Origin of the sequence: Lysinibacillus sp. FSL M8-0216, from assembly GCF_038595555.1 — a bacterium.
In the GTDB taxonomy this organism is placed as follows: domain Bacteria; phylum Bacillota; class Bacilli; order Bacillales_A; family Planococcaceae; genus Lysinibacillus; species Lysinibacillus fusiformis.
This window is the reverse complement of record NZ_CP152007.1, coordinates 3,620,443-3,642,918: the sequence shown is the minus strand read 5'-3', so window position 1 is coordinate 3,642,918 and position 22,476 is coordinate 3,620,443. Positions and strand designations below refer to the sequence as shown.

The 22,476-nt window shown below is 37.8% G+C and carries 19 protein-coding genes and 1 other annotated feature; all 19 genes read left to right on the top strand.

Going from position 1 to position 22,476, the window contains the following annotated elements; all coding sequences use genetic code 11:
• The first annotated feature begins 202 nt into the window (after positions 1 to 202).
• Positions 203 to 1,318: a citrate synthase gene (citZ, locus tag MKX57_RS18020; RefSeq protein ID WP_025114482.1), complete on the top strand. Its 1,116-nt coding sequence runs from the start codon at positions 203 to 205 to the stop codon at positions 1,316 to 1,318.
• A gap of 79 nt (positions 1,319 to 1,397) precedes the next feature.
• Positions 1,398 to 2,660, top strand: a complete 1,263-nt coding sequence (gene icd, locus MKX57_RS18015) for an NADP-dependent isocitrate dehydrogenase (protein WP_025114483.1) — start codon at positions 1,398 to 1,400, stop codon at positions 2,658 to 2,660.
• A 183-nt stretch (positions 2,661 to 2,843) separates the two neighbouring features.
• The gene (gene mdh, locus MKX57_RS18010) at positions 2,844 to 3,782 is read left to right on the top strand and encodes a malate dehydrogenase (protein ID WP_008176851.1); all 939 of its coding nucleotides are present in this window, start codon (positions 2,844 to 2,846) and stop codon (positions 3,780 to 3,782) included.
• Between the two features lie 285 nt (positions 3,783 to 4,067).
• Positions 4,068 to 4,508, top strand: coding sequence for a MaoC/PaaZ C-terminal domain-containing protein (locus MKX57_RS18005; RefSeq protein WP_008176852.1), 441 nt, complete (start codon positions 4,068 to 4,070; stop codon positions 4,506 to 4,508).
• A gap of 53 nt (positions 4,509 to 4,561) precedes the next feature.
• Positions 4,562 to 5,278 carry a response regulator transcription factor gene (locus MKX57_RS18000; protein WP_008176854.1) on the top strand — a complete coding sequence of 239 codons (717 nt, stop codon included), beginning with the start codon at positions 4,562 to 4,564 and terminating at the stop codon, positions 5,276 to 5,278.
• On the top strand, positions 5,275 to 6,807 hold the full coding sequence (locus MKX57_RS17995) for an ATP-binding protein (protein WP_342550510.1): 1,533 nt from the start codon (positions 5,275 to 5,277) through the stop codon (positions 6,805 to 6,807). The genes MKX57_RS18000 and MKX57_RS17995 overlap by 4 nt, the downstream gene beginning before the upstream one ends.
• A gap of 381 nt (positions 6,808 to 7,188) precedes the next feature.
• Positions 7,189 to 7,557, top strand: coding sequence for a CidA/LrgA family holin-like protein (locus MKX57_RS17990; protein WP_036119530.1), 369 nt, complete (start codon positions 7,189 to 7,191; stop codon positions 7,555 to 7,557).
• Positions 7,554 to 8,267 carry an LrgB family protein gene (locus tag MKX57_RS17985; RefSeq protein ID WP_008176859.1) on the top strand — a complete coding sequence of 238 codons (714 nt, stop codon included), beginning with the start codon at positions 7,554 to 7,556 and terminating at the stop codon, positions 8,265 to 8,267. Before MKX57_RS17990 ends, MKX57_RS17985 begins: the two co-directional genes overlap by 4 nt.
• 99 nt (positions 8,268 to 8,366) lie before the next feature.
• Positions 8,367 to 9,329, top strand: a complete 963-nt coding sequence (hflK, locus tag MKX57_RS17980; RefSeq protein WP_036119524.1) for an FtsH protease activity modulator HflK — start codon at positions 8,367 to 8,369, stop codon at positions 9,327 to 9,329.
• Positions 9,329 to 10,339 carry a protease modulator HflC gene (locus MKX57_RS17975; RefSeq protein ID WP_008176863.1) on the top strand — a complete coding sequence of 337 codons (1,011 nt, stop codon included), beginning with the start codon at positions 9,329 to 9,331 and terminating at the stop codon, positions 10,337 to 10,339. Before hflK ends, MKX57_RS17975 begins: the two co-directional genes overlap by 1 nt.
• 185 nt (positions 10,340 to 10,524) lie before the next feature.
• A complete protein-coding gene (locus MKX57_RS17970) occupies positions 10,525 to 10,941 on the top strand; it encodes a DNA polymerase I (protein ID WP_239354819.1) in 417 nt (138 codons plus the stop codon).
• A 436-nt stretch (positions 10,942 to 11,377) separates the two neighbouring features.
• Complete coding sequence (polA, locus tag MKX57_RS17965; RefSeq protein ID WP_090002322.1) at positions 11,378 to 14,005, top strand: DNA polymerase I; 2,628 nt, start codon at positions 11,378 to 11,380, stop codon at positions 14,003 to 14,005.
• Positions 14,006 to 14,017: 12 nt separating this feature from the next.
• The gene (mutM, locus tag MKX57_RS17960; protein ID WP_008176868.1) at positions 14,018 to 14,890 is read left to right on the top strand and encodes a bifunctional DNA-formamidopyrimidine glycosylase/DNA-(apurinic or apyrimidinic site) lyase; all 873 of its coding nucleotides are present in this window, start codon (positions 14,018 to 14,020) and stop codon (positions 14,888 to 14,890) included.
• Positions 14,891 to 14,903: 13 nt separating this feature from the next.
• The gene (coaE, locus tag MKX57_RS17955) at positions 14,904 to 15,497 is read left to right on the top strand and encodes a dephospho-CoA kinase (RefSeq protein WP_089985710.1); all 594 of its coding nucleotides are present in this window, start codon (positions 14,904 to 14,906) and stop codon (positions 15,495 to 15,497) included.
• 205 nt (positions 15,498 to 15,702) lie between these two features.
• Positions 15,703 to 16,725, top strand: a complete 1,023-nt coding sequence (locus MKX57_RS17950; protein WP_008176871.1) for a glyceraldehyde-3-phosphate dehydrogenase — start codon at positions 15,703 to 15,705, stop codon at positions 16,723 to 16,725.
• A 182-nt stretch (positions 16,726 to 16,907) separates the two neighbouring features.
• Positions 16,908 to 17,378 (top strand): transcriptional regulator NrdR, encoded by a 471-nt coding sequence (gene nrdR / locus MKX57_RS17945; RefSeq protein WP_008176873.1) that lies wholly within the window; start codon positions 16,908 to 16,910, stop codon positions 17,376 to 17,378.
• Between the two features lie 16 nt (positions 17,379 to 17,394).
• The gene (locus tag MKX57_RS17940) at positions 17,395 to 18,759 is read left to right on the top strand and encodes a DnaD domain protein (protein WP_008176875.1); all 1,365 of its coding nucleotides are present in this window, start codon (positions 17,395 to 17,397) and stop codon (positions 18,757 to 18,759) included.
• Between the two features lie 27 nt (positions 18,760 to 18,786).
• Entirely contained in the window at positions 18,787 to 19,716 is a 930-nt protein-coding gene (gene dnaI, locus MKX57_RS17935) for a primosomal protein DnaI (RefSeq protein ID WP_225316173.1), read from the top strand.
• A 429-nt stretch (positions 19,717 to 20,145) separates the two neighbouring features.
• A complete protein-coding gene (thrS, locus tag MKX57_RS17930) occupies positions 20,146 to 22,077 on the top strand; it encodes a threonine--tRNA ligase (protein WP_036119505.1) in 1,932 nt (643 codons plus the stop codon).
• A 170-nt stretch (positions 22,078 to 22,247) separates the two neighbouring features.
• Positions 22,248 to 22,396: a sequence feature (ribosomal protein L20 leader region), on the top strand.
• The last annotated feature ends 80 nt before the right edge of the window (positions 22,397 to 22,476 follow it).

Genomic DNA, 22,476 nt, shown 5'->3' with positions numbered 1-22,476 from the left:
TACAATAAAATCTCTTTAGGACAAATATATAGTCGTTCGGACGTCTTTTTCTTTATTTAGAGGATTTTCATTCACAAAGCTGTCAAAAATGATTATAATAGCAATGTAAGCGATTTACTTAATGGTTCATATGAGCAAAAACCGTAAATGCAAGAAAAAAACGCATTTACAACAAAATATAAATATGAGGGAGCGATAATTTATGTCAGCAACTAAAGGATTAGAAGGTATCGTAGCAGCGGAATCTAAAATCAGTTCAATTATCGATGACACACTTACATATGTTGGTTACAACATTGATGATTTAGCACAAAATGCGTCATTTGAAGAGGTAATTTACTTGTTATGGCATACTCGTTTACCAAAAGCGGACGAGCTAGCTGAGTTAAAACAACAATTGGCAGACAATATGTCAATTCCGCAAGCGATTGTCGACCAATTCAAAACATACCCACTTTCAACTGTACATCCAATGGCTGCACTACGTACTGCAGTATCTCTACTTGGTGTATTCGATGAAGAAGCGGATGTTATGGACCCAGAAGCAAACTACCGTAAAGCAATTCGTCTTCAAGCTAAAATTGCTACAGTAGTAACTGCATTTGCACGTGTTCGTAAAGGTTTAGAACCAGTTTCACCAAAACCTGAACTAGGATATGCGGCAAACTTCTTATACATGCTTAAAGGCGAAGAGCCAGCAGATATTGAAATTGAAGCATTCGACAAAGCACTAGTATTGCATGCTGACCATGAGTTAAATGCATCTACATTCACTGCACGTGTATGTGTAGCTACATTATCAGACGTTTATTCTGGTGTAACTGCAGCAATCGGCGCTTTAAAAGGGCCACTTCATGGTGGAGCAAATGAGCAAGTTATGAAGATGTTAACTGAAATTGGCTCACTTGAAAATGTTGAATCTTACATTCAAAATAAATTAGACAACAAAGAAAAAATCATGGGCTTCGGTCACCGCGTATATCGCAAAGGCGACCCTCGTGCACCACATTTACGCGTAATGTCTAAAAAATTAACTGAACTAACTGGTAAACCAGAGCTTTATGAAATGTCAGTTAAAATCCATGACATGATCGTTGAACAAAAGAAATTACCAGCTAACGTAGATTTCTTCTCTGCGTCAGTGTATGATTCTTTAGGTATTGATCATGACCTGTTCACACCAATTTTCGCAGTATCACGTACTTCAGGTTGGGTGGCACATATCCTTGAGCAATATGCAAATAACCGCCTAATCCGTCCACGTGCTGAGTATGTTGGACCAGGCATGCAAAAATATGTTCCAATCAGCGAGCGCTAATTTGGAAAATATGCTAGAATGTTTGGGACTGTGTTATCACTAACACAGTCCTATGATTATGAATTTAGGAGGCAACAGAATGTCAAACAAAATTGTAGTTGAAAATGGCGTACTTAATGTACCAAATAATCCAGTAATTCCTTTCATCGAAGGTGATGGAATTGGTCCAGATATCTGGGCAGCAGCATCACGCGTAATCGACGCAGCAGTAGAAAAAGCTTATAACGGTGAAAAGAAAATTGAATGGTTAGAAGTTTTAGCTGGTGAAAAAGCATTTAACCAAACTGGTGAATGGTTACCACAAGAAACTTTAGACAAAATTAATGAATACTTAATTGCAATCAAAGGTCCTCTTACTACACCAATCGGTGGTGGTATCCGCTCTCTTAACGTAGCATTACGTCAACAACTTGACTTATATGTATGCTTACGCCCAGTACGTCACTTTGATGGAGTGCCTTCTCCAGTTAAACGCCCAGAAGACGTTGATATGGTTATCTTCCGTGAGAACACAGAAGACATCTACGCTGGTATTGAATTCGAATCTGGTTCAGAACAAGCTCAAAAAATCATCAACTTCCTACAATCTGAATTTGGTGTAAATCAAATCCGTTTCCCAGAAACTTCTGGTATCGGTGTTAAACCTGTATCTAAAGAAGGTACTGAGCGTTTAGTACGTTCTGCTATCGAATACGCAATTAAACATAAACGCCCATCTGTTACTTTAGTTCATAAAGGTAACATCATGAAATTCACTGAAGGTGGATTCAAAAAATGGGGTTATGAATTAGCAGAAAAAGAATTTGCTGATCAAACTTTCACTTGGAACCAATACGATGCAATCAAAGCTGAACAAGGTGAAGAAGCAGCAAACAAAGCTCAATCTGATGCTTTAGCAGCTGGTAAAATCTTAGTAAAAGATTCTATCGCTGATATCTTCTTACAACAAATCTTAACTCGTCCAACTGAGTTCGATGTAGTAGCTACAATGAACTTAAATGGTGACTATATTTCTGATGCACTTGCTGCACAAGTTGGTGGTATCGGTATCGCTCCAGGAGCTAACATTAACTATGTTACTGGACATGCGATCTTCGAAGCTACTCATGGTACAGCTCCAAAATATGCTGGTTTAGATAAAGTAAACCCATCTTCAGTATTACTTTCAGGTGTATTAATGCTTGAACACTTAGGATGGCAAGAAGCTGCTGACATGATCACTAAATCTGTTGAGAATACAATTTCTTCTAAAGTTGTAACTTATGACTTCGCTCGTTTAATGGACGGCGCTACAGAAGTGAAATGTTCAGAATTCGCTAATGAGTTAATCAAAAACTTATAATTTTCTATTCTGATATAGAAATTTTCACGTGAAAGTATACTTTTATATGCTGATATAATTAGGGTAAAAGTGAATTTTCGTTAAATAAAATATTTACGATGAACTTGTTTAATCGAGGGAGTGAGATGTATTTCTCCTCCCTCTTTTAAAATATATAACCCCATTTTAAAGGAGCGTATTCAAATGTCTCTGAAACGAAAAAAATTATCAGTAATCGGTGGAGGATTTACAGGTGCTACCGCAGCTTTTTTAGCAGCTCAGAAAGAACTTGGTGACGTTGTATTAGTAGATATCCCACAAGCAGAAAATCCTACAAAGGGAAAAGCTCTAGATATGTGGGAGGCAGCGCCAATACAAGGCTTTGATGCTTATGTAAAAGGTACATCAAATTATGCAGATACAGCTAATTCTGACGTAGTCATTATTACAGCTGGGGTAGCCCGTAAACCAGGTATGAGTCGTGATGATCTTGTACAAATCAACCAGGGCGTCATGAAAACAGTGTCCAAAGAGATTGCCGCACATTCACCAAATGCCACAATTATCGTCCTTACTAATCCAGTTGATGCCATGACCTACACAGTTTATAAGGAAACTGGTTTCCCAAAAAATCGTGTTATCGGTCAATCTGGTGTTCTTGATACGGCGCGCTTCTGTGCATTTGTTGCAGAAGAGTTGAATGTCTCAGTAAAAGATATTACTGGTTTTGTATTAGGTGGTCATGGAGATACGATGGTGCCTTTAACACGTTATTCATTTGCAGGTGGTATTCCATTAGAAACATTAATCCCTGCTGAACGTCTAGAAGCTATCGTTGATCGCACTCGTAATGGGGGTGCTGAAATCGTTAACTTACTTGGAAACGGTTCAGCCTACTATGCACCTGCTGCAGCATTGATTGAAATGGCTGAAGCTATTATTAAAGATCAAAAGCGTATTCTACCATCTATTGCTTATTTAGAAGGTGAATATGGCTATAGCGATTTATATCTGGGTGTTCCTACATTACTTGGCGAAAATGGTATTGAAAAAATCTTTGAGCTTGAGTTAACAGACAAAGAAAAAGCAGCTTTAGACCAATCGGCAGATGCAGTACGCAACGTAATGAAAATTTTAGTGTAGATTAACGATGTCCGACTCAAGGTGCTTTTCGCCAGAGTCTTTAGGGCAGCATGTCGATCTCTCTCTATTTCAGCTATCGAAAAAATATATAAGCAATGTCTCTATATCTGAAGTTTCAATATCAGTACATGAGTATTTGCTGAATTAAGAAAACGAGTAGGTAACTCCTGCTCGTTTTTTTGTGCATAAGTGTGATAGGGTTAAGGTACTTCGGCTTTTCGTTGTACTTTTGGCATAAAATTGATACTATGAATGTAGTATGATAGAAAAGGGGTTGGCGTATCTTTGCTTCAAAAAAATAGTAAACTTGGTCTGACAATCGATGAAATTACAGTTGGCGAAAAGATCCATATAACTGAAAAGATTGAGGATAGAGATCTGTTGCTGTATTTAGGGCTCACGAATGATAGTAATCCACTTTATATTCAACATGATTATGCGGCGATGACACCTTTTGAAAAACCGATTGTCCCGACCATCATGTTAAATGGTATTATTACATCAGCTGTGTCAAAGTATATTCCAGGACCGGGTGCACGAATTATTGAGCAACATTTAAAATATTTAGGGCCTCTCTATCATTATGAATTGTTTGATACGCTTTTAGAGGTAACAGCAGTCAATAAATATGAAAATACGATTACGGTGTCTGTACACTCTTATAATGAGCAAAAGCAGCTTGTGATTGAAGGTATGTTGTTGGTGACACCACCACTTGCATTATAGACGTCTTGAGGTTTGAAATGGGGGTTTCAAATCACTAACGGAGGCATTATATTATGACAAAAACGATATTAGTTATTGAAGATGAATTTTCAATCGCAACATTATTGAAATATAATTTAGAACAGGCTGGCTATTTAGTGGAAACAGCTGCAGATGGACAAGAAGGTCTGGAAAAAGCAATTGAGATACAGCCTAATTTAATTCTGTTAGATTTGATGCTACCTAAACTAGATGGTATGGAAGTATGCAAACAAATACGTCAGCAGCGTATGAATACGCCTATAATAATGTTAACAGCAAAAGATGACGAATTTGATAAAGTACTTGGTCTAGAATTAGGCGCAGATGATTATATGACTAAACCCTTTAGTCCACGGGAAGTACTGGCACGCGTTAAGGCAGTTTTAAGACGTTTTACTCAAAATGTTGTATCAGATGAGAAAGATGAGCCGCAAGAGAAAATGTTTGAGTTTGGACAATTGCGTGTATTTCCAGAACGCTTTGAAGTCTTTTTACAAGATGAGGCACTGGAGTTTACGCCAAAGGAATTTGAATTACTCATTTACTTACTTGAAAATAAAAATCGTGTATTAACACGCGATCAGCTATTAAGTGCTGTATGGAAATATGATTTTGCTGGCGATACTCGAATTGTGGATGTTCATATTAGCCACCTTCGCGATAAAATTGAGGAAAATAGCCGTAAGCCAATGTTTATTAAAACAATCAGGGGGCTTGGCTATAAATTTGAGGAGCCGAAAACGTCATGAAATCAATGAGCAACCGCTTATTTTTGACATTCATGCTTTTACTTGGAACGATATTAGCTGTCCTAATGATTGTTATAGGTCAGCTTTTTCCTGTTTATATTAAGCAATACAATGAGGATGCAAATACTCATAAACAAGCATCAATGACTCAAGTAATAGATGAACGCAAGCTCCAGCTTTCAGAGGAAGATCAAGAAGCATTATTTGCATCACAGAGCTTAGATCTAGAAGATTCTTTGACCTTTGTACGTGCCAGACTCTATATCATATTGGCCATCCTCTTCACGATTACCCTGATTTTAATCGGGATTGTCAGTCGCTATATGATACGGAATTTTACAGCACCAATCGATAATGTTACGGAAACGGCTCTTGAACTTGCAAAGGGGAACTATCGTGCACGTGCCCAGGAAAATGAATATGAACGCATGATTCCATTAAGTCATTCCATTAATATTTTGGCTCGTAATCTACAGGATATTACGACTGTTCGTGAAGTAGAGGAAGAGAGGCTGAAAACGTTAATCGAAAATATGGGTAGCTCTCTCATGATGATTGGGCGTGAAGGCAATATTTCTATTGTGAATCGCGTATTTTTAGAACGTTTTGGGATGCAGATTGATGAAGTTCAGGGAAAGGTATTCCGGACAATTGGCTTACCAAAATCATTAGAGCAGTTTATCGATCACGTATTTCTTACAGAGATGCCTTATCGACAGCAAATTAAAATGGAGATAATGCAGGAGCTCTATAATAAAGAAGTATATGGAGCACCTGTTATTGGGGACCATGGACGATGGCTAGGCGTTGTTATTGTTATGCATGATATAACGGAGCTTGTCCGTTTAGAGCAAATTCGCAAAGATTTTGTTGCCAATGTATCCCATGAATTGCGAACACCTATTACCTCTATTAAAGGCTTTTCTGAAACCTTATTGGATGGAGCCTATAAAGACGAAAAAATGTTAATATCTTTCTTAGAAATTATTTATAAAGAGAGTAATCGTCTTCAAATGCTCATTCAGGATTTGTTAGAGCTTTCTAAAATTGAACAACATGGCTTCACGGTCAACATTATGCCAATGGGCTTGCAGGATGTGCTGATTCGTGGAGCAGAGCTAACAGCGCCACGATTAGATGAAAAAAATATGAGCTTCCAAGTGGATATTGACCGTGACGTACAAGTAATGGGTGATGCCAATCGTATTATTCAGATCGTGACGAATTTAATTACCAATGCAATCACCTATTCTCCAGAAAATACAACAGTGTCTATTCGTTTAAAGGAAAATGAAACACATGGTATTATTGAAATTGAAGATCAAGGAATTGGAATTGAAAAGCATGAAATAGCCCGAGTCTTTGAGCGCTTTTATCGTGTTGATCGCGCACGAAGCCGGAATTCAGGTGGAACAGGCTTAGGCTTAGCAATTGTCAAGCATCTTGTAGAGGCCCATCATGGACGTATTCAAGTAGAAAGTGAAGTGGGCGTAGGGACAATAATGATTGTGATGATTCCGAAAAATTAACAAATCCTTTACATGAACAAAATGTTACATTCATATTTGGGAACTATACTTATAACTAGAAACCCCCTTATATGATTGTTAAGACTATAAACTAAAAAATCGCGCTCATCATTTTATTTGGTGATGACAGATTTTTTAATAACTGTTTTATTTTCTCCACAGAAGAATCTATTGTCTAATTATTAGGCACTAGATTCTTTTTCTGTTTTACAGAGAGGATAAATAGGTGTAAAGTATAGTAGCATAAAAGTTTAACATCAATCTGTAGTAGATAGTTTGTCAAACTAAAGCTTGAACAGTCAGTGAAATCATAACTTCTTTTCATTTGAATCGTGTTTTTCTGACTGTTGAAGCAGAGAAAAAAATGAGAGAAGGATGACCATGAAAATCGTCAAAAGTATCGTGCAAATCGGCTTTCTTTATTTCCTATTATTGATTGGGAATAGTATTGCACGCCTACTTCACTTGCCGATTCCAGGGAGCATAATAGGACTCGTTCTATTATTTTTACTTTTACAGTTTCATATTATTAAGCTTGAATGGATTGAGCTAGGGGCAGCATTATTACTAAGTGAACTCTTACTTTTCTTCATTCCATCTGCCATTGGTGTCATCGATTATGATGCATTATTCGGTGTGCAAGGCATGAAGGTTGTGTTGGTCATTGTTGGAAGTGCGATTATTGTGATGTTTGTAACGGGCTACACAGCACAATGGCTAGGGCGTCGAAAGAAGGGTGATGCAGTATGAGTTTATGGATAGCTGGTAGTAGCTTACTTGGAACAATTATTATTTTTTATATTTGTAAAATAATCTATAAGAAATATAAAAAGGAATGGCTGACACCTATGCTGGTGACGCCGATCGTTATTATTATCTTACTATTACTAACAGGTATACCGTATACAACTTATAATGCAGGAGCTAGTGTTTTAACGAATTTACTAGGACCAGCAACGGTTGCTTTTGCGGTTCCTATCTATAAAAATGTCAATTTATTAAAAAAACATGCCTTCGAAATCTTTATAAGTATTGCGGTTGGCTCCACAGTCGCCATTATTTCATCTTTTATAATGGCCTTAGTAGTAGGGTTAAACAATGAGCTTGTGCATAGTTTAGTGCCACGTTCAGTGACAACACCTATTGCAATGGACATTTCAAATATGATTGGAGGCTCTCCTACTTTAACAGCTGTCTTTGTTATGACGACAGGCATTTTAGGAAGCCTATTAGCACCTATTGTTATTAAAATATGTCGATTCCACAACCCATCGTCTAGAGGATTAATGTTAGGAATGGGCGCGCATGGGGCAGGTACATCTAGAGCATTTGAATTTGGTGAACTAGAGGGTACATTTGCCAGCTTAGCAATGATTGTTGCTGCTTTAATTAGCATTGTATTAACCACAACCATTTTCCCAGTCTTTGAACATCTAGTTATTAATATCCTGTTACCATAAAAGGTAGCAGGATTTTTTTATGCTAAATTCACTATATTTTGAAACTTTTTATAAAACTCTTCCGTAAACAATAGTAATCAATAAAAGGGAGGAACAGACATGAGTGTGAAAAGGACACTAATGATGGTTGGACTTGGGATTTTTGGAGTTATTGCACTTATTACCGTATTTACATCTTGGTACACAGTAGATGAATCAGAACAAGCGGTTGTCATTACATTTGGCCGTGCCGATGAAATGGTTACAAACCCAGGACTTCATTTTAAATTACCTTGGCCAGTTCAATCAGTTGAAATTTTATCGAAAGAAACGTTCAGTTTACAGTTTGGCTATAAGCAAAATAAGGCAGGAGAGCTAGAAGCCTATGATGCTGAGACAAAGATGATTACAGGAGATGAATATATTGTATTAACTGATCTTGTTGTACAATGGAAAATTACCGACCCTCGTAAATTTTTATTTAACGCACAAAGCCCCGAAGAAATTTTACATAGCGCCACATCAAGCGCCATTCGTTCAATTATTGGTAGCTCTACCATTGATGCAGCATTAACAGATGGGAAGGCTGAAATTGAAGCAAAAACACGTGATTTACTAGTGTCCTTAATCGAAAAATATGATATTGGTATTGGCGTATTAGGTGTGAAATTACAAGACGTTGAATTACCAAACAAGGAAGTGCGTGCTGCCTTCACAGCAGTAACGGATGCACGTGAAACAAAGAATACAAAAACGAATGAAGCACAAAAGTATATGAATCAGCGTAAAAGTGAAGCTGAAGGTGAAAAAGATGCTATTATTTCCAAGGCACAAGGTGCAAAAACAGCACGTATCGAGCAAGCTCAAGGTGATGTAGCTGTCTTTAATAAGATGTATGAGCAATATAAAGGAAATCAACAAATTACACGAGAGCGATTAATTCTAGAAACACTTGAAAACGTCTTACCGAAGGCGCAAATATACATTATGAATGATGATGGCAGTACGATGAAGTACTTACCACTACAGCCATTACAGCCTCAGCAGGCACAATCAGATAAAAAAGAAGGGAGCAGTAATTAATGGACCAAAAAAATAAGGACCTTGACAAATTCCTCAATTTTTTATCAGGAAAAAGCAAAAAAGCGGCTCCAACAGACAGTGATTCGGGAGACAATGTCGTGAAAATGGCGAAAAAAGGCCCGCTCAACCCTAAAAAATATCTGTCTATTGTCATCACATTAACAGTTGTTTTTGCTACAGCTATCATTATTTTTGCGAATGTTTATATTGTAAAGGAATCTGAATATGCCGTGGTTCGCCAGTTTGGAGAAGTAGTGAAATTTGAACGAGATCCAGGCTTAAAAATGAAAATACCTTTTATTCAAAGTGTTACACGATTACCAAAAAATCAGATGACCTATAATATTTCAGAAGAAGAAATTAATACAAAGGATAAAAAAAGAATTATCATCGATAACTATGCTGTTTGGCGTATTACAGATCCAAAAGCTTTAATATCGAATGCAGGTACACTTAGCAAGGCAGAGACTCGAATGGAGGAGTTTATTTACTCCGTCATAAGAACAGAGCTTGGCCAACTGCGATACGATGAAATTATTAATGATGAAAAATCTTCACGAGGAAGCATCAATGATCGTGTAACAGAGCGAGTTAATGAACTGTTACAAAACGACAAGTATGGTGTAGAAGTAGTGGATGTACGTATTCGTCGTACAGACTTACCGGCAGAAAATGAACAGTCTGTATTTACCCGCATGATTTCAGAGCGTGAATCAACGGCTCAATTATATCTTTCTGAAGGGGATGCAGATAAACGACGTATCGAAGCCCAAACGGATCAACAAGTGCAGGAAATGTTAGCTACAGCGAATAAGGAGGCATCCATTATTCAAGCTGAGGGAGAAGCGGAAGCTGCGAAAATATACAATAAATCATTCTCTCAAGATCCTGAATTTTACTCTTTATACCGTACGTTAGAATCCTATAAGAAAACGGTTGGAGAGGATACGGTCATTATTTTGCCAGCATCATCACCTTATGCAAAAATTTTATCTGGTTATTTAAAATAATAGATAGCAAAGTCGTCTTTCCTATTAGGAAGGCGACTTTTTGGTTACTATGAAAATTATAAATATCCCTACAATTGACTTGTTATATTGTGAAAATAATAGAAACATACAAATTTCTATTCCCCAACAGCCTATAATTTGATAGAATGATAATGTTTAAAAAAGAACTGTTGGGGGTAATAGCTGTGAAATTGCGAATTAGCACTTGGCTCCAAAATGTAGGAATTGCTTGTAGTATAGCATCGTTATTGACTCTGTTCTTCCGCCTATCTGATTTTGCATGGATGACAAAGAGTGTTTATCATATACCTGTATTTTTTGTAAGTATCTTTTTAGTTAGTATTATTATTGCAAATGATGTAAGAAATCTGTTTAAAAAGTTGTTTTGGTATGAAAAACGTAAGGTCAAGCGTCCTATTTGGCAAGTCGGTATTGGCTTCATTTTCTTTTTAGCGCAAATTAGTGCTGTAATGGTATTTAGTAAAGAGTTAACACAGCCACAACTGGGTGGAATGCCATTATTTTTAGTATTTGCCTTTATGAATGCCTTTATTTTAACGATTATATATGAAGAAATTTTTCATCGAACAGCCAATCAATAATATCTATAATAGAACTTTCATTCACTGGGACTTTATCCGCGAATGGGAGTTTTTTTACGTTTTTATGCGTTGAATACGAGGAATCCTTTACTATTGAGGCGAACAAGTTGCTATTACATTAAATGAAGCAATAATATACACTGATCCTGTGACAGGAGAAACCTCATTACCTGCTGCTATGGATTTTCACAATAAAGGGCTCACATTCGCTATAGGTTGAAATGCAGGAGTGATGGATAGCATGTTATAAGTGACGGATAAAACAAAGAAAGTGACGGATAGCGAGCCAAAAGTGACGGATAAAACCGAGAGAGTGACGGATAGCGAGTCAAAAGTAGCGGATAACCTTAGGGAGGACCCGTCTGCTTTTTTTACTTGAAATGTATTGTTATGATAAAGTAGAAGGAAGTAGAAGACAACGCAGGAGGATAATATTATGACAAAGGAAAAATTACTATTATTGGACGGTAATAGTTTAGCATATCGCGCGTTTTTTGCGTTGCCATTGTTGACGAATGATAGTGGAATTCATACTAATGCTGTGTACGGCTTTACAACGATGCTACAAAGAATATTAGAGGAAGAGCAACCAACGCAAATTTTAGTGGCTTTTGATGCTGGAAAAACAACTTTCCGCCATGAAACCTTTACAGAATATAAAGGTGGACGACAAAAGACGCCACCAGAATTATCGGAGCAATTCCCTTATATACGCAAGCTAATTGATGCTTATGGAATTAAGCAATATGAACAAGACCTATATGAAGCGGATGATATTATTGGGACGCTGGCAAAAGAGGCTTCATCACAGGATATGGATGTTATCATCGTATCTGGAGACCGCGATTTAACACAGCTTGCGACAGAGCAAGTTACGGTTTATATTACGAAAAAAGGGATTACGGAAATTGAGAGAAATACGCCAGCCTTTATTGCAGAAAAATACGGCTTAACGCCCTTACAAATTATTGATATGAAGGGCTTAATGGGGGATTCTTCAGATAATATTCCTGGTGTGCCAGGTGTTGGCGAAAAGACGGCTGTCAAACTATTAAAAGAGCATGGCTCCGTTGAGGCACTTTACGAGGCGATGGATACATTGAAAGCTTCTAAGATGAAAGAAAAGCTGGTAGCCAATGAAGAGCAGGCTAAGATGAGTAAGAAGCTGGCAACGATTTTTACAGATGCCCCAATTACCATTTCATTAACTGATCTCGCGTACCATGGACCGAATGAAGAAGAATTGATCAATGTATGGCGTGAGCTCGGCTTTAAATCATTGCTCGAGAAAAGTGATTTTACTGTGCAGGAGCAAGAGCAAACACCTTTTGATTTTGAACAAATTCAAGAAGTTCGACAAGAAGACTTACAAGATGTGATGGCTGTGCATGTTGAGCTAGAGAATGAACATTACCACACTTGTGCGCTACTTGGAATTGCCTTATCTGATGGGACCAAGACTCAATACATTCCTTTTGATATTGCGGCAAAATCAGATATATTACGTTGCTGGTTAGAGGACTCCTCAAAAATAAAATACATGTCTGATTCCAAAGCGTCTCAAGCAGCATTAAAACGAGCAGGTATTCAATTAGCTGGCGTTGATTTTGATTTAGTGCTTGCTTCGTATATTAATAATCCTGGACTTAGTGGGGATGATGTTGCCACTCTTGCAAGGGAGCTTGGGTATTATGATGTACAAGCAGATGAAACGGTCTATGGCAAGGGGGCTAAACGTGCTATACCTGAAATAGATAAGCTTGCACAGCATGTTAGCCGAAAAGCTTATGCTGTCTGGTCATTACAGCCGAAGCTAGAGGCATTATTAAAGGAAAATGAACAATTTGATCTTTATAAAGACTTGGAATTGCCACTGGCAGCCATTTTAGGTGAGATGGAAAGTGAAGGCATTACCGTTAACCGTGCTACGCTAGAAAAAATGGGCCAAGAGCTTAATGAAAAGCTTGTCGTGCTTGAACAAGAAATTTATGCGGAGGCAGGAGAAACGTTTAATATTAATTCACCAAAACAATTAGGTGTTATTTTATTCGATAAATTAGGTTTACCTGTTATTAAAAAAACGAAGACGGGCTATTCAACGGCTGCTGATGTATTAGAGAAGTTAAAATCTGAGCATGCCATTATTGAATATATTCTGTTATATCGTCAGCTTGGTAAATTACAGTCTACTTATATTGAAGGGTTGCTAAAGGAAATCCATGAAAAGGATAGCAAGGTGCATACTCGTTTCCAACAAGCTTTAACTGCTACAGGACGACTAAGCTCAACAGATCCAAATTTACAAAACATCCCTATCCGTTTAGAGGAGGGACGTAAAATCCGTCAAGCATTTGTCCCTTCAAATGAGAATTGGATACTGTTTTCAGCGGACTATTCGCAAATCGAATTACGTGTACTCGCACATATGTCGGAGGATAAAAACCTTGTAGAGGCCTTCCGTGAAGGGATGGACGTTCATACACGAACAGCGATGGACGTATTCCATGTATCCGAAGATGAAGTTGATAGTAATATGCGTCGTGCAGCGAAGGCTGTTAACTTTGGGATTGTTTATGGTATCAGTGATTATGGTCTATCACAAAATTTAGATATTACCCGTAAGGAAGCGGCAACTTTTATTGATAAATATTTCGCTAGTTTCCCAGGTGTTAAACAGTATATGGATGATATTGTGCAAAATGCGAAGTTCAATGGCTATGTTACAACAATTTTAAATAGACGTCGTTATTTACCAGATATTACGAGCTCAAACTTTAATTTAAGAAGCTTTGCTGAGCGTACGGCGATGAATACCCCGATTCAGGGAAGTGCTGCGGATATTATTAAAAAAGCGATGATTGATATGGATGCTCGACTAAAAAAGGAAAATATGCAGGCAAAGCTACTTTTACAAGTGCATGATGAGTTGATTTTTGAAGCACCTAAGGAAGAGATTGCGTTGCTAGAAAAAATTGTGCCAGAGGTAATGGAAAATGCAATCGAGCTCTCCGTACCGCTAAAAGTAGATTTTAACCATGGTTCGACATGGTATGAAGCAAAATAAGGAGGGGTTCAAATGCCTGAATTACCAGAGGTAGAAGGTGTCGTCCAGGCATTGAAGCCAAAGGTTGAAGGACGTACAATTCAACATGTACAGCTATCTGAAAGGGTACACTTTTCTTTTAGTGAGGGGAAACAATGTATTGTTAAGCAAGCAGAGCCTGATGCATTTGAATTAACGTTGTCTGAAATGACGATTACAAAAATTGAACGACGTGCAAAATATATTTTCTTTCACTTATTCAAAGATGAGGTTCCTTATGTACTTGTTAGTCACTTAGGAATGACAGGTGCATGGTTTGTTGTGAATTCACCAGAAGACATCGATGAAGCAAAATTCCAAAAGCATATACATGCCACCTTTAAGATGGCTGATGGTGGTTACTTAATTTATTCAGATATACGACGCTTTGGTGAACTACGATTTCTGGCAAAAATTGAAGATCATGTACCATTAACAAAAATGGCGCCAGAGCCGTTTGATGAATTAGCGTGTGATTTTTTTATAACAAAATCAACATTACCAAAATATGAGAATAAGGCCGTAAAAGAAGTGATTATGGATGGGCAAGTCGTTTCGGGCTGTGGCAATATTTATGCAACAGAGGCGCTGTTTGCTCAAAAAATTCATCCTGCTCGAAAAATGAACCGTATTAGTGAGAAGCGTAAACGAGCATTATTTGAGGAGATCGTTGCTGTTTTGCGTCAAAGTATTGAAGCAGGTGGTTCTACCATCTCTGATTATCGAAATATTAATGGGGAAGCTGGGAGCATGCAGAATCGTTTGAAAATGTATGGGAAAAAGATATGCCCAGCATGTGAAACGGCAACAAGTCAAATGACGATTGGTGGGCGAACATCGGTTTTTTGCCCAAATTGTCAACATTAAAGGGGATTTAACAATGATTATCGGACTTACAGGAAGTATTGCAAGCGGAAAAAGTACAGTAGCAAAAATGATGCTCGAACTAGGATTACCGATTGTTGATGCAGATATTGTAGCGCGAGATGTCGTCGAGCCAGGAACAGAGACACTGGCATTTATTGCAGAAAACTTTGGTCAAGATATTTTACTAGAGGATGGCAATTTAAATCGGACAATGCTCGGAGATATTATTTTTCATGAGCCTGCCAAACGCAAAATTTTAAATGATATTATGCATCCGGCCATTAGAAAGGAAATGCTACGACAACGTGATGCCTATTTAGAGGATGGCCATGAGCATGTTGTCATGGATATTCCCCTGTTATTTGAAAGTAAGCTTCAGCATTTTGTAGAGCGTATCATTGTAGTGTCGGTAAGTGAAGAGGTTCAGCTTCGACGCTTAATGGAACGCAATCATTTATCAAAAGAGGATGCCTTAGCACGCATGCACTCACAGTTGCCTATGTCTGTCAAAGAAAAGGGAGCTCATGCGGTCATTTATAATAATGAGAATCTGGAAAATACAGAGGAACAACTAAAGAAAATTCTAGCTTTCTGGGGTGTAATTTAAAGTGTTTCAAGCTAAAAATGTGTAGCAAGTAAATCTTGCTACACATTTTTTTTATGGGCAAATGCCATAATAAAAGATAATTTTTCAGAAAATAAGAACTTTTATAATATGACTATTTAATGTTCATCTTTTTTAAAATTGTGTTATACTAATCACCATAAAGTATATAATTAATCTGAGTATGTACTCACAGGAGGATTTTTAAATGACAGTATCAATTGCTATTAATGGTTTCGGACGTATCGGACGTATGGTTTTCCGCCAAGCGATCGTACAAGAAAATTTAAATATTGTTGCTATTAACGCTAGCTATCCAGCAGAAACGTTAGCACATTTGATTAAGTATGACACAAATCACGGAACATTTGAAGGTACAGTAGAACCAGCAGGCGATGCTTTAGTTGTAAATGGTAAACGTGTTCAAATTATTAGCGAACGAGATCCATTAAAATTACCTTGGGCTACAATGGGTGTTGATATCGTTATCGAAGCTACAGGTAAATTTAATGAGCGTGATAAAGCAGCAATGCACTTAGAAGCTGGCGCGAAAAAAGTTATCTTAACAGCACCTGGTAAAAACGAAGATGTAACAATTGTTTTAGGTGTGAATGATGACAAACTTGATATTGCTAAACATGATGTAATTTCAAACGCTTCTTGTACAACAAACTGCTTAGCACCAGTTGCAAAAGTATTAAATGATACATTTGGTATTGAAAATGGTTTAATGACAACTGTTCATGCTTATACAAACGATCAAAAGAACTTAGATAATCCACATAAAGATTTACGTCGTGCACGTGGGTGTGCACAATCAATTATTCCTACATCTACAGGCGCTGCCAAAGCATTAAAATTAGTTTTACCTGAGTTAGAAGGTAAAATTCATGGTATGGCACTTCGCGTTCCAACACCAAATGTTTCTTTAGTTGACCTTGTAGTAGATTTAAATACAGATGTAACAGTTGATGCTGTTAATGCAGCATTTGTAAAAGCTGCAACAGAAGGTCCAATGAAAGGCATTTTAAATTTCTCAGTTGAGCCACTAGTATCTTCTGATTACAACACAACGACTTACTCATCAACAGTTGATGGACTTTCCACAATGGTATTAGGTAACCGTAAAGTAAAAGTACTTGCTTGGTATGACAATGAGTGGGGTTACTCTGCACGCGTTGTTGACCTAGTGAAAAAAGTGGCTAATGCATTAGAAACGGTAAACGCATAATATTTTCATTTTGAGCACATTGAAATCTAACTGGTTTCAATGTGCTTTTTTTAAAAAACTTTCCTTGTACTTTAGGTGCATTAGGTTTATCATGAGCTCACTACGTGAATGCACTTTTCTTATATGTAGGAAATTTGTTATAATAGAAATATTAAATTGTTGTAAACCAGGAGAGTAATTATATGAGATGTCCATCTTGCCAATTTAACGGAACGCGTGTTGTGGATTCGAGGCCAGTAGATGATAATAAAGAAATTCGTAGACGTCGTGAATGTGAGTCATGTGGCTTCCGTTTTACAACGTTTGAAAAAATTGAAGAGACCCCATTAGTTGTAGTGAAAAAAGAAGGTTCACGAGAGGAATTTAGCCGTGAAAAGGTACTTCGTGGACTTATTCGTGCCTGTGAGAAACGCCCAGTTGCGCTTGATATACTGGAGCAACTTGTCCTATCGATTGAAAAAGATCTTCGTCGTATTGGAAATTCAGAAGTACGCTCAGAAGATGTCGGTGAATTGGTAATGGATCGCTTAGCCAAAATTGATGAGGTGGCTTATGTCCGTTTTGCATCGGTCTACCGACAGTTTAAGGATATCAATGTCTTTATTGAGGAGATTAAAGATATTATTCAACGTCAAACGGAGCAGAAATCATAGAAAATAGAGAGGATGAATGACGTTGATTCATTTATTTAAGGAATTGCAGCCTGGCGATCCTTTTGACATTCGTCTACCTCATGCATTTTCTACTCAAGAGCGTCAATTAGTAACATTATTCTATCAACCGTTAACGGGCTCAGACCCTATTAGCCTTTATTTAACTTTATGGGCAGAAGCAGAACAGATACCAAAGACGCAAATGACACATTATTATTTAATGAATGTGCTCGGTCTGCCTATTGGTAAAGTGTTTGAGGCACGTATAGCCCTTGAAGCGATTGGTTTACTACGTACATGGAAAAAAGAAAATGCTGGTGAGCGAAGTTTTTTATATGAGCTACAGCGCCCATTAGATGCGGAAAGCTTTATGAAAGACCCGTTGTTGTCGATGTTTTTATTTAGCAAAATTGGAGAGCAGGCATATCGTAATTTACGTCAACGTTTTATATACCCTGTGAGGGACGCGGATTTTAAAGATGTATCTCGTGCCTTTATAGATGTCTATAAGCCCGTTCATTCCAATATTCCATCAGATTTACAAGTGGATACGAATCGTAAGGATAAACAACAAAGGGTGTATCCTTTTTATTTGGAGCAATTTGACTTCGATCTGTTGCAAGCAGGTTTATCTGAGCAATTGGTGCCATCCAATTTACTGACATTAGAAGTTCGTGAGGCTATTGCTAAGCTGGCATTTTTATATCATTTAACAGCGCTTGATATGCAAAAAGTAGTGATTCTTGCTTTGGACGATGATTTAGGGATTTCACAAGAGCGCTTACGCAAGGCAGCTGCTGATTTCTATAAGTTAACGATGTCAAAAGAGCCACCAAAAATAGCGAGAGTTAGCGAGCCGTTGCCAGTAGAAGAAACTGGACAAAAATCAAAGGATCAGGAGCTACAACACTATTTAGAGACTACGGCTCCTATTCAAGTGTTGCGTGACATTAATAATGGGAAAGAACCTTTGCAAACCTCTGTACAACTTGCAGAAAGTTTAATTGTGCAGCACGGCATGCCGATTGGGGTAGTCAATGCGTTACTTGAGTATGTTATGTTAACAACGGATATGAAGTTACCTAAAAAATATGTGGAAACAATTGCGGATCATTGGGTTCGTAAAAATATCCAAACTGCTAAAGAAGCAATGGAACTTGCACGCCAAGAGCATGATAAATATACAACTTGGAAAAACAAACCACAAACAACCACTAAAACGAGCCAGCGAACTAAGGGACGTTCAGGACATCAACGAGAAGAAAAAGTCCCCGAGTGGTTTTATAAACGTGATGAGAAACAAGAGGAAAGTACTTCTAGCACGATAGATTTTGAAAAAGAACGTCAAAAAATATTAGAGATGCTAGGGAAAAGTGAATAGTAAAGAAGGTGAGCAACAATCGAACCTATAAATGGACCATTAAAACGAGCTATTAATGTACCCTCGTTTCAAGAACGCTATGAAGCCATGCGACGTGAAATTTTAGAAAATCCGCGCGTACAAGAATTTCTAGCACGTCATGCAGATGAATTAAGCTATGATAATATTGAACGAAATTTACCTAAACTTCATGAATTTATTAGTCAATCTACGGAATGCTGTGGTTGTGATAACACAGAACATTGTACAAACTATTTAAAAGGCTTCCTTCCTACTTTAAGGGTAGTTCGGAATACAGTTGAAATTGATTATGTACGCTGTGAGCAAAAAATTAGAGAAGAAGAGCGTCGGGATGTCGCGAATATGATTGCTAGTATGCATATGCCCAAAGATGTGCTTCAAGCAACGATTCACGATTTAAGTATTGATGATGAGTCTCGAGTGATGATTGCCCAAAAAGCAGCGCAATTTGTTAAAGCGACAAAAGAATCAGGTCATTTACCATCAAAAGGTTTTTACTTATACGGTAAATTCGGCGTAGGGAAGTCTTTTGTACTTGGTGCACTTGCCAATGAATTAGCGTCTATTAAAATACGTTCAGTTGTTGTCTTCGTGCCAGAATTTTTACGGGAAATGAAAAATGCTATTGGCGATAATACATTGAATGAAAAAATAGACTATATTAAAAAGGCTCCTGTTTTAATGCTCGATGATTTAGGGGCAGAAACAATGACCGCATGGACAAGGGATGAAATTTTAGGGACTATTTTCCATTATCGAATGGCTGAACAATTGCCAACGTTTATTACATCTAATTTTAATTATGGAGAATTAGAGCACCATTTAGCCCAATCGCAAAAAGGTGATATTGAGGTTGTCAAGGCGGGCCGTATAATGGAGCGTATTAAAGCCTTAACAGAGCCAATTGAAATGCGTGGCAATAACCGTAGGATGTAACATTGGTAGTTGCATTTTTCGACAATCGAGCGTATACTGACTCATATACTAAATATCAATATGCATTGATGAGGACATGAATTTTGTGTATCAGCTTCTAGAGAGGGAAGTCAACGGCTGAAAGCTTCCTAGTATGAACGCATCATTTACTACCTACTGAGCAGCGAAAGGGATAATCTTTCGCCGGTCCCTAGCCCGTTAGCTAGCCTTGAGCTTCGTCTGACTTGATAAGTCGGAAGGAAGAAGGGTGGAACCACGAGCATACGCTTCGTCCCTTTCCTGAGGGACGGGGCTTTTTTTTATTTTGTGGAGAGATCTCGCTCAATTCGAGTTGAAGAGCGCTCATATAAGCAGCCGTATCACCTGATTCATTAGTCAACATTTCATCAATCATTATGTATTCAACCATAACAAAGGAGTGTAACGAATATGTCAGAAATGATTAAATTAACTTTCCCAGATGGTGCTGTAAAGGAATTTGTAAAAGGTACATCAACAGATGACGTAGCTTTATCAATCAGCCCTGGCTTACGAAAAAAAGCTTACGCAGGTAAAATTAATGGTGTATTAGTAGATTTAAAAACACCAATCGAAGAAGATGCTGCCATTGCCATTATCACACAAGATGATGCAGAAGCACTTGAAATTTTACGTCACTCAACAGCCCACTTAACTGCACAGGCAATTAAACGTTTATTCCCTGATGTAAAGCTTGGTATTGGACCTGTTATCGATGGTGGGTTCTACTACGATATTGATTCTCCTACACCAATCACTGCCGAAGATCTACCAGCAATTGAAAAGGAAATGAAAAAAATTATTGCTGAAAATCTAGAGGTAGAACGTAAAAATGTAAGTCGTGCGGAAGCACAAGCGATGTATGAAGAAATTGGCGATGAATATAAACTAGAATTACTAGAAGCAATCCCTGCAGATGAGCAAGTGTCCATTTATTATCAAGGGGAATTTTTCGATCTTTGCCGTGGTATTCACGTACCATCTACTGGTAAACTTCGCGAATTCAAGCTGTTATCATTAGCAGGTGCCTATTGGAGAGGAAACTCTGATAACAAAATGCTACAACGTATTTATGGTACGGCGTTCTTCAAAAAAGAAGAATTAAAACATCACCTACAAATGCTAGAAGAAGCAAAAGAACGTGATCACCGTAAAATCGGGAAGGAATTAGAGCTATTTACAACTTCTCAAAAGGTGGGCCAAGGTTTACCACTTTGGTTACCAAATGGTGCAACAATTCGTCGTGTTATTGAGCGTTATATCGTCGATAAAGAATTATCTCTTGGATATAAGCATGTTTATACACCTGTATTAGGTTCAAAAGAGCTTTATCAAACTTCAGGTCACTGGGATCATTACCAAGATTCTATTTTCCCACCAATGGAAATGGACAACGAGACATTAATCATGCGTCCAATGAACTGTCCTCACCATATGATGGTTTACAAAAATAGCATGCATTCTTACCGTAGTTTACCATTACGTATTGCAGAGCTTGGTACAATGCACCGCTATGAAATGTCAGGAGCAGTTTCTGGCCTACAGCGTGTACGTGGAATGACTTTAAACGATGCACATATCTTTGTTCGCCCAGACCAAATTAAAGCAGAGTTCCAAAAAGTAGTGCAGTTAATCTTAGAGGTGTATAAAGATTTCGATTTAAATGATTATTCATTCCGTTTATCGTATCGCGACCCTGCAGATACTGAAAAATACTTCAATGATGATGCTATGTGGGAAAAAGCACAAAGCATGTTAAAAGAAGCAATGGATGAGCTTGGCTTAGATTACTTCGAGGCAGAAGGTGAAGCAGCATTCTATGGCCCTAAACTGGATGTGCAAGTAAAAACAGCGATTGGTAAAGAAGAAACTTTATCAACTGTTCAGCTAGACTTCTTATTACCAGAACGTTTCGATTTAAGTTACGTTGGAGAAGATGGCAAACCACATCGTCCAGTCGTAATTCACCGCGGCGTTGTCTCAACAATGGAACGTTTCGTTGCATTCTTAATTGAAGAATATAAAGGTGCATTCCCAACTTGGTTAGCTCCAGTGCAAGTAGAAGTCATTCCAGTATCGAATGAAGCTCACTTCGATTATGCAAAACAAATTGAAGAGCAATTAACAGCAGCGGGCTTACGTGTGGAAATGGATGATCGTGAAGAAAAATTAGGCTATAAAATCCGTGAAGCACAAATGAAAAAGATTCCGTATATGCTTGTCATTGGTGATAAAGAAGTTGAAGCTAATGGTGTAAATGTTCGCCGTTATGGCTCTAAAGATTCCGAAACAATTAGCTTTGAGAATTTCCTAGCAGCTATAAAAGCGGAAATTACAAAATAATCTTTCATAAAAAATCTCACTTGCATAAGTGAGGTTTTTTGTATAAAATGAATCTTGCTGTTGTATAAATTATTTAAGATTAGGTCAATCTAGGTATGATAAGAAAATTAGTGTTTGACAGCTTATCATATACATGCTAATATAATTAAGGTTAATGAATACAAAGTTTGTGGTTGAAGTAGAGGCTGCCCGCTTCTCACCTGATACAACGCTTTAAAGGCTGTGAACAGGTATGACACGTTGAATTGTTTTGCGTAGACTTGCGCATGCACATATAGCGGGCGGACATCTTCAAAAATGTCCGTCCTTTTTTTATGGACATGACAAGAGGATGTACCGTTCAACCGGGCAAGGCTTTGCCCAAACCATGTATTCGCGACAACTACTTGGAGGTGGATT